Origin of the sequence: Mucilaginibacter sp., assembly GCF_041663085.1 — a bacterium.
Lineage (GTDB): Bacteria > Bacteroidota > Bacteroidia > Sphingobacteriales > Sphingobacteriaceae > Mucilaginibacter.
Window position 1 is genome coordinate 20,808 of the sequence record NZ_JBAZRC010000057.1, and the last position, 6,281, is coordinate 27,088.

The following is a 6,281-nucleotide window of genomic DNA, read 5'->3' on the forward strand; positions in this document are numbered from 1 at the left end:
GGCTAAAATTACTCAAAAAAAGGCTTTAGTTTTTCAATAAAATCGGTAGGGGGCAGGCAGGGGCGGTTGCTCTTCATGTTAATAAAGGCCAGCAGCGTTTCGCCAATATGTATCAGTTCCTGCTTCTCGTTAAACAACTCGTAACGGAAATGGATCTTAACCCCCGGCATTTTATCCATAATTACGTTGATGGTAATTTCCTCGTCGTATCGGGCGGGTTTAAGGTATTTGCATTTCAACTCCAGCACAGGCATCATAATACCCGATGCTTCCATCCCGCTGTATGTTAAGCCCAGGCTGCGCAGCATCTCTACACGGCCTACTTCAAAAAACTCGGCATAGTTGCCATAGTACATGTAGCCCATCTGGTCGGTTTCGCCGTAGCGCACCCTTAGTTTGGTAGCATTCTCAAACATTAGCGTTTAATATTCCTGTCGTTAAGGGCCTGCTGAAATGCCTTGGCATTAACTCTATGCTCGGCCTCGTTAGTAGCAAAAGCGTGATTACCGCTAAAATCCGCTTTGGCGCACATGTAAAGGTAATCAGTCTTCTGGTAATCAAGTACAGCGTTAATGGCATTTACCGACGGCATCATGATAGGGCCGGGGGGCAAGCCTTTATACATATAAGTATTGTACGGCGAATTGGTAATTAAGTCGCGGTTAAGCACGCGTTTAATTGTAAAATCATTTACCGCAAATATCACGGTAGGGTCGGATTGCAGCTTCATGCCTTTGTTAAGGCGGTTTAGGTAAAGGCCGGCAATGGTTGGCATCTCATCATCATGCAAAGCCTCGGCATCAACTATGGATGCTAATACCGATACCTCTTGTGGGGTTAATTTCAGCTCGGCAGCTTTTTGTTTACGCCCGGGCGTCCAAAACTTCTCATAGTTGGCATACATGCGCTTAAAGAATTTCTCGGGCGATGTGTTCCAGTAAAGCTGATACGAGTTGGGGATAAATACCGTGTAAATATTATCAGTAGTAAAGCCGTACTGCTCTGCAAACTTTGCAGAATCAAGCAAGCGCACTATCGAAACCGAATCAGCCTCTATCTTTTTAGATACAAACCCGGCAAACTGGTCTTTTAGCCTGATATTATGAAACGCAAGGGTTACCGGTTCCTGGTTGCCCGATTTTAGCATGTTGATGAAGTTGCGGTTGCTCATGCCGCTTTTGAGGCGGTACTTGCCCGGTTTAACCTTCACATATTTCATGCTTTGTGCCGATTGCAGAAATGATGTAGTATCCTTTACTATACCTTGTTCATTTATAGTTTTAAATACATCGTTAAGGGTCGATCCTGTTTTGATGTACAGGTATTCCTGCTTATCGGTAACATTTGGGCCAAAAAAGCGCAGGTAATAAAATATGCCGGTGCCGGCTAATGATAATACGATGATGACCACCAGCGCTATCCAAAATTTTTTCATATAAGGTTATGAGGGATGTTATTTTTATCTGTTTAGTTTTTGCAGGGCTTTCAGTCCGCCTTTAAAATTTACCACGTGGGTAAAGCCGGCTTCTGCTAAAATGACCATTGCGGTTTCGCTGCGGATACCTGCACTGCAAATAACGATTATCTCGTCGGTTTTGTTGTAAAAAATGCTGTTAATATTCTGTTTAAGCTTACCAACCGGCATGTTTTGCCCGCCAATATTAAAGGTATGGTATTCAATTACCTCCCTAACATCAAGCAGGTTTAAAGTTTCGCCGTTAGTGATCCGCTGCTGCAGTGTTGCCGCATCAATTTGGAACATTACTTGGTTTGCCTTGTGATACCGTAAGGTTAATACGCGTGCCAATGCTGGTTTTACTTAACGAATCGCTCCGCATAGGCGATTGCGAAACCACTACTACGTTGGTAGAATCGGTTATTGCACCCTCATAAGTTATAGTACCAACGGTTAAACCCGCGCCTTTAATAGAGAACCTTGCTGCGTCAAGGTCCAGGTTTAGCAACTCGGGGATATCCACCTCGCTTGCGCCTTCGCCATTACCCAGCACTAGGTCGAGCTTTGAACCTTTTGGTATTTTGGTGCCCGGTTTTATAACCTGGCCGCCAAACCGAACTTCCAGCACGCGGTCGCGGGCAATGTCCGACCGGTACGTGGTATCGCCAACTTTAAGGCCGTAGTTTGATAGTGTAGCCACCGCTTCGCGATAAATACTTTGGTCGGTTATCAGATCGGGCAGCGAAACATTGGGTGCAAGCTGCGTAACCATGGTTAAATATATGGTACGGTTTTCTTTAACATTTGTACCGGCATCCGGGTCTTGCTCCACAATAGTGCCGGGTGCCTGGTCGGGCACGTAAACCGAATCAATTTTATAGCTAAATCCCTGCTCTTTTAGCAGTTCCATTGCTTTGTCAACGTTGAGGCCCTTTAACTTTGGTACAGGTATACCCTGGCCATGGCGCGTATACGAGCTAAGGCTGAAAAAGGCTATTAAAACAATGCCGATAATGGTAGCTATCACCAACAGGATGGTGTTTCTGAATTGCCTGGTTTTTAAATAAGCCCAAAAATTACTCATGCGTTTTTATAAGGAAATTTAGTTTCAAACATAGCGAATTGATTTCGAATGTCGAATTTTCAATTTCGGATTGCTTAGTATTTGGATAGAGAAACAGGCGATTATTTCACGCCAAGACGCTAAGACGCAAAAAGTTAAAATAAATTGCGTCTTAGCGTCTTTGACCACCCGTGTTTTTAACAATTATCTCAATCAGTAAAATCGAACACCCGCTGTAACGTTTCCGTACGGTAACTTACAAATAATTCAATTTAAAGCATTTGTTATCAAGTGTTTAACTTGTTGGCACGAGTTTTAAACCTAATAAGTTATATTTTGATATAACAGCGACTCCCCAAAAATACTACCATGTTAAAAACATACTTTAAACTGGCTTACAGAAATATAACAAAGGATAAAGCCTACTCAACCATCAATATATTAGGGTTGGCAATAGGCCTAGCATCAAGCATCCTCATATTGCTTTGGGTACAGAATGAGTTAAGCTACGATAAGTTCCACAAAAATGCCGGCCAGATCTATCGCATATCCTGCGATTGTGGTGATTCAAAAACCGTGGGGACCCCTGCAGGTATGCCGGCAGGCTTAAAAGCGGAAATGCCGGTTATTAAAAATACGGTACGGATAAAACCAGCCAACACTACACTACTGGAAGCCGGCAACAAAAAATTTGAAGAAGAAAATTTGTTTTATGCCGATGAAAGTTTCATGGACGTATTTTCCTTCCCATTAATAAAGGGCGACCGGGCCACAGCGCTAAAACAGTTGGATGGTGCATTATTAACGCAGGCAATGGCCACAAAATATTTCGGGAATGAAGATCCTATTGGCAAACTCATACGAATAGATAACAAAGAAAACATTGTAGTAACAGGCGTTTTGGCCAATATCCCTGGTAACTCAGACCTGCAATTTGATTTCGTGCTGCCAATGGCCTCATTAGCCAGAACCAATGATGATTTGAAAAACAGCGTATGGGGCAATTTTAATTTTTATGACTATTTGCTGTTAGATAAGAGTTTTGCCCCATCTGCTACCAATTTATCAGGTCTGGAAAAACAGATGGATCAAATATATCGTAAACATGAAGTTGATAGTAAGTCCACATTCCACTTGCAACCCTTAACCAAAATACACCTGGCACCCGAACAGTTGGGCGATGAGCCGGGCCACGGGAACGCGCAATATGTAAACATCTTTTTTATCATCGCTATTCTGATCCTGGTAGTGGCCTGTATAAACTTTATGAACCTGGCCACCGCGCGCTCGGCCCGCAGGGCCAAAGAAATTGGCTTACGTAAGGTGGCAGGTGCCGTACGCGGGCAATTGATCCTTCAGTTTTTAAGCGAATCGGTATTTATTTCCTTCCTGTCCTTATTGCTTGCATTTGGTATGGTTATTTTATTCCTGCCGGTATTTAATGAGCTGGCTAGCAGAAAACTCACTATCAATGTAATTGATGTAAAACTTTGGTTAAGCCTTTTTGGTATTGCCTTGTTAACCGGGCTTATCTCCGGCAGCTACCCGGCCTTGTTCCTGTCGGGTTTTAACCCTGTTAAAGTGCTTAAGGGGAATGTGAAATCAATGGGCGGTAATTTGCTCTTCCGCAATACTTTGGTTGTAACCCAATTCATGGTCTCTATTGTATTACTGGTAGGCACCGTAGTGATTTACAATCAACTTAAATTTATAAAAGAACGTAACCCCGGCTTTGAGAAAGCTAACCTTTTGTATGTACCCATGACAGGGGATATGTGGGGCAAGCAGCAAACCTTAAAAGATGAGTTAAAACAAAACCCGCTTACCAGCGACTTTACCCTGATTACCGATCTGCCTACCAACCTGGGTGGCTGGACGATTAGCGTTGAGTGGGATGGTAAAGATCCCCACTCGCAGTTAGCCATTCCGGTGATGGGTGTAAATGAAGATTTTACCCATACATTCAGGATGAAATTAGTAGCCGGCCGGAGTTTTTCAAGAGCGTTCAAAACAGATTCGGGCAGTTACATGATCAACGAGAAAATGGCGCGCCTTATGGGTTTAAGTGCCAATACGGCAATAGGTAAACCGTTAACCCTTTGGGGTAACCAAGGCACTATTGTAGGTGTAGTAAAAGATTTTAATTTTAAACCTGTACAGCAAGCTATTGAGCCATTGGTTATGCCTTTTAATAAAATCGGCGGTTTTACAGTGATAAGAACGCTACCCGGCAAAACCAGCTCTACCATACAGGCTTTAGCAAAAATAAGTAAGGATATTAACCCCGCTCATCCCTTTAAATTTGAGTTTCTTGACCAGGATCTGGCCAAGCTTTATAAAGGCGAACAACAAATGGGTAACATTTTTAACCTTTTTGCCGCCCTGGGTATTTTTGTATCCTGCCTTGGGTTATACGGCTTGTCGGCATTTATGGCCGAGCAGCGCACCAAAGAAATTGGCGTCCGAAAGGTGTTAGGCGCACCGGTTTTAAACCTGGTTTATCTATTGTCTGCCGGCATTACCAAACTCATCCTGATAGCCATTTGTATAGCTGTGCCGCTATCGTGGTACGCCGTAAACAGCTGGCTGGCCGGTTTTGCTTATCATATACAGGTTGGCTGGCTGGTGTTCTTCATCGCATCCGTAGCAGCTTTGGGTATTGCATGGCTTACGGTTAGCTATGAGTCTATAAAAGCAGCCACGGTTAACCCTATTAAGAGTTTGAGAACGGAGTAAATATATCCTCCGCGCGTCATTGCGAGGTACGAAGCAATGACGGTCTTATTGAATTATTACACGTGCTTTCTCATTTCGGCTACAAAATCCCTCAATTAGGCTACAAGCCGGCAATTACATCTGCCCACCTTTGTTGTGTTATTTAAAACATATACCATCATGACACAACAAAAAGAAAATTCAAATAAGGTTTGGTTCATTACAGGTACTTCACGTGGTTTTGGCCGCGTTTGGGCCGATGCTGCGTTAAAACGTGGCGACAAAGTTGCAGCAACCGCACGTAATTTGGCAAGCATTGCCGACCTGCAAGATAAATACGGCGAAAACGTGCTGACGCTTGAGCTGGATGTAACCAACCCGGAGCAGGTTAAAACAACAGTGGAGCAGGCTTATGCACACTTCGGCAGGTTAGATGTCGTTCTTAATAATGCCGGGTACTCTTTAGTGGGTACCATTGAAGAAGCCGGTGCAGACGAGATCAGGGCGATGTATGAAACCAATGTGTTAGGGCCGGTTGCCGTTATACAGGCGGCTTTGCCGCTATTGCGTAAACAGGGCTGGGGCCACATTTTGGGTACATCAAGTAACCTTGGCCATGTAGTACTGCCGGTAATTGGCTACTACTGCTCATCAAAATGGGCGTTCGAGGCTATACACGAAAGCCTGGCTGCAGAGGTTAAAGACTTTGGCATCAAAGTAACGATTATTGAGCCCGGTGCCTATGCTACCGAATTTGGCAGCCAGGAATCATTGAAATTTGCGCCCGGTATGGATATTTATGTCGATTACAAAGAGCAGTTTTTTGGAAGTTTAAGGAATTTAGAAAGGGGCGACCCCGAGGCCACTCCGCAAGCGCTCTTCCAGGTTGTTGATGCCGAAAACCCGCCGCTTCGGTTCAATCTGGGCAGCCATAACCTGGCATGGACCCGTGGCGCTTATGAAGAACGTTTGGCCCTGTGGGAGCAGTGGGATGCCGTTTCCAGTTCGGCCCAGGCCGTAGCTAAATAAAGACCCCGTCATAACCGG

General features: G+C 44.3%; 6 protein-coding genes. 2 read left to right on the plus strand and 4 right to left on the minus strand.

The window, feature by feature from the left end; all coding sequences use genetic code 11:
- Positions 1–8: 8 nt before the first annotated feature.
- The 4 genes from WC615_RS12290 to WC615_RS12305 are packed head-to-tail and all read right to left on the minus strand — an operon-like array spanning position 9 to position 2,540.
- Positions 9–416 carry an acyl-CoA thioesterase gene (locus tag WC615_RS12290; RefSeq protein WP_372978388.1) on the minus strand — a complete coding sequence of 136 codons (408 nt, stop codon included), beginning with the start codon at positions 414–416 and terminating at the stop codon, positions 9–11.
- Positions 416–1,435: an endolytic transglycosylase MltG gene (mltG, locus tag WC615_RS12295; protein WP_372978389.1), complete on the minus strand. Its 1,020-nt coding sequence runs from the start codon at positions 1,433–1,435 to the stop codon at positions 416–418. The genes WC615_RS12290 and mltG overlap by 1 nt, the downstream gene beginning before the upstream one ends.
- Positions 1,436–1,459: 24 nt before the next feature.
- Positions 1,460–1,762, minus strand: coding sequence for a rhodanese-like domain-containing protein (locus WC615_RS12300; protein WP_372978390.1), 303 nt, complete (start codon positions 1,760–1,762; stop codon positions 1,460–1,462).
- Positions 1,749–2,540, minus strand: a complete 792-nt coding sequence (locus WC615_RS12305; protein WP_372978391.1) for a PASTA domain-containing protein — start codon at positions 2,538–2,540, stop codon at positions 1,749–1,751. The genes WC615_RS12300 and WC615_RS12305 overlap by 14 nt, the downstream gene beginning before the upstream one ends.
- 348 nt (positions 2,541–2,888) lie before the next feature.
- Between WC615_RS12305 and WC615_RS12310 the strand changes: the two genes are divergently transcribed.
- Both WC615_RS12310 and WC615_RS12315 read left to right on the plus strand, forming a co-directional pair.
- Positions 2,889–5,255: an ABC transporter permease gene (locus tag WC615_RS12310; protein WP_372978392.1), complete on the plus strand. Its 2,367-nt coding sequence runs from the start codon at positions 2,889–2,891 to the stop codon at positions 5,253–5,255.
- 159 nt (positions 5,256–5,414) lie between these two features.
- Complete coding sequence (locus tag WC615_RS12315) at positions 5,415–6,263, plus strand: SDR family NAD(P)-dependent oxidoreductase (protein WP_372978393.1); 849 nt, start codon at positions 5,415–5,417, stop codon at positions 6,261–6,263.
- Positions 6,264–6,281 lie beyond the last annotated feature (18 nt).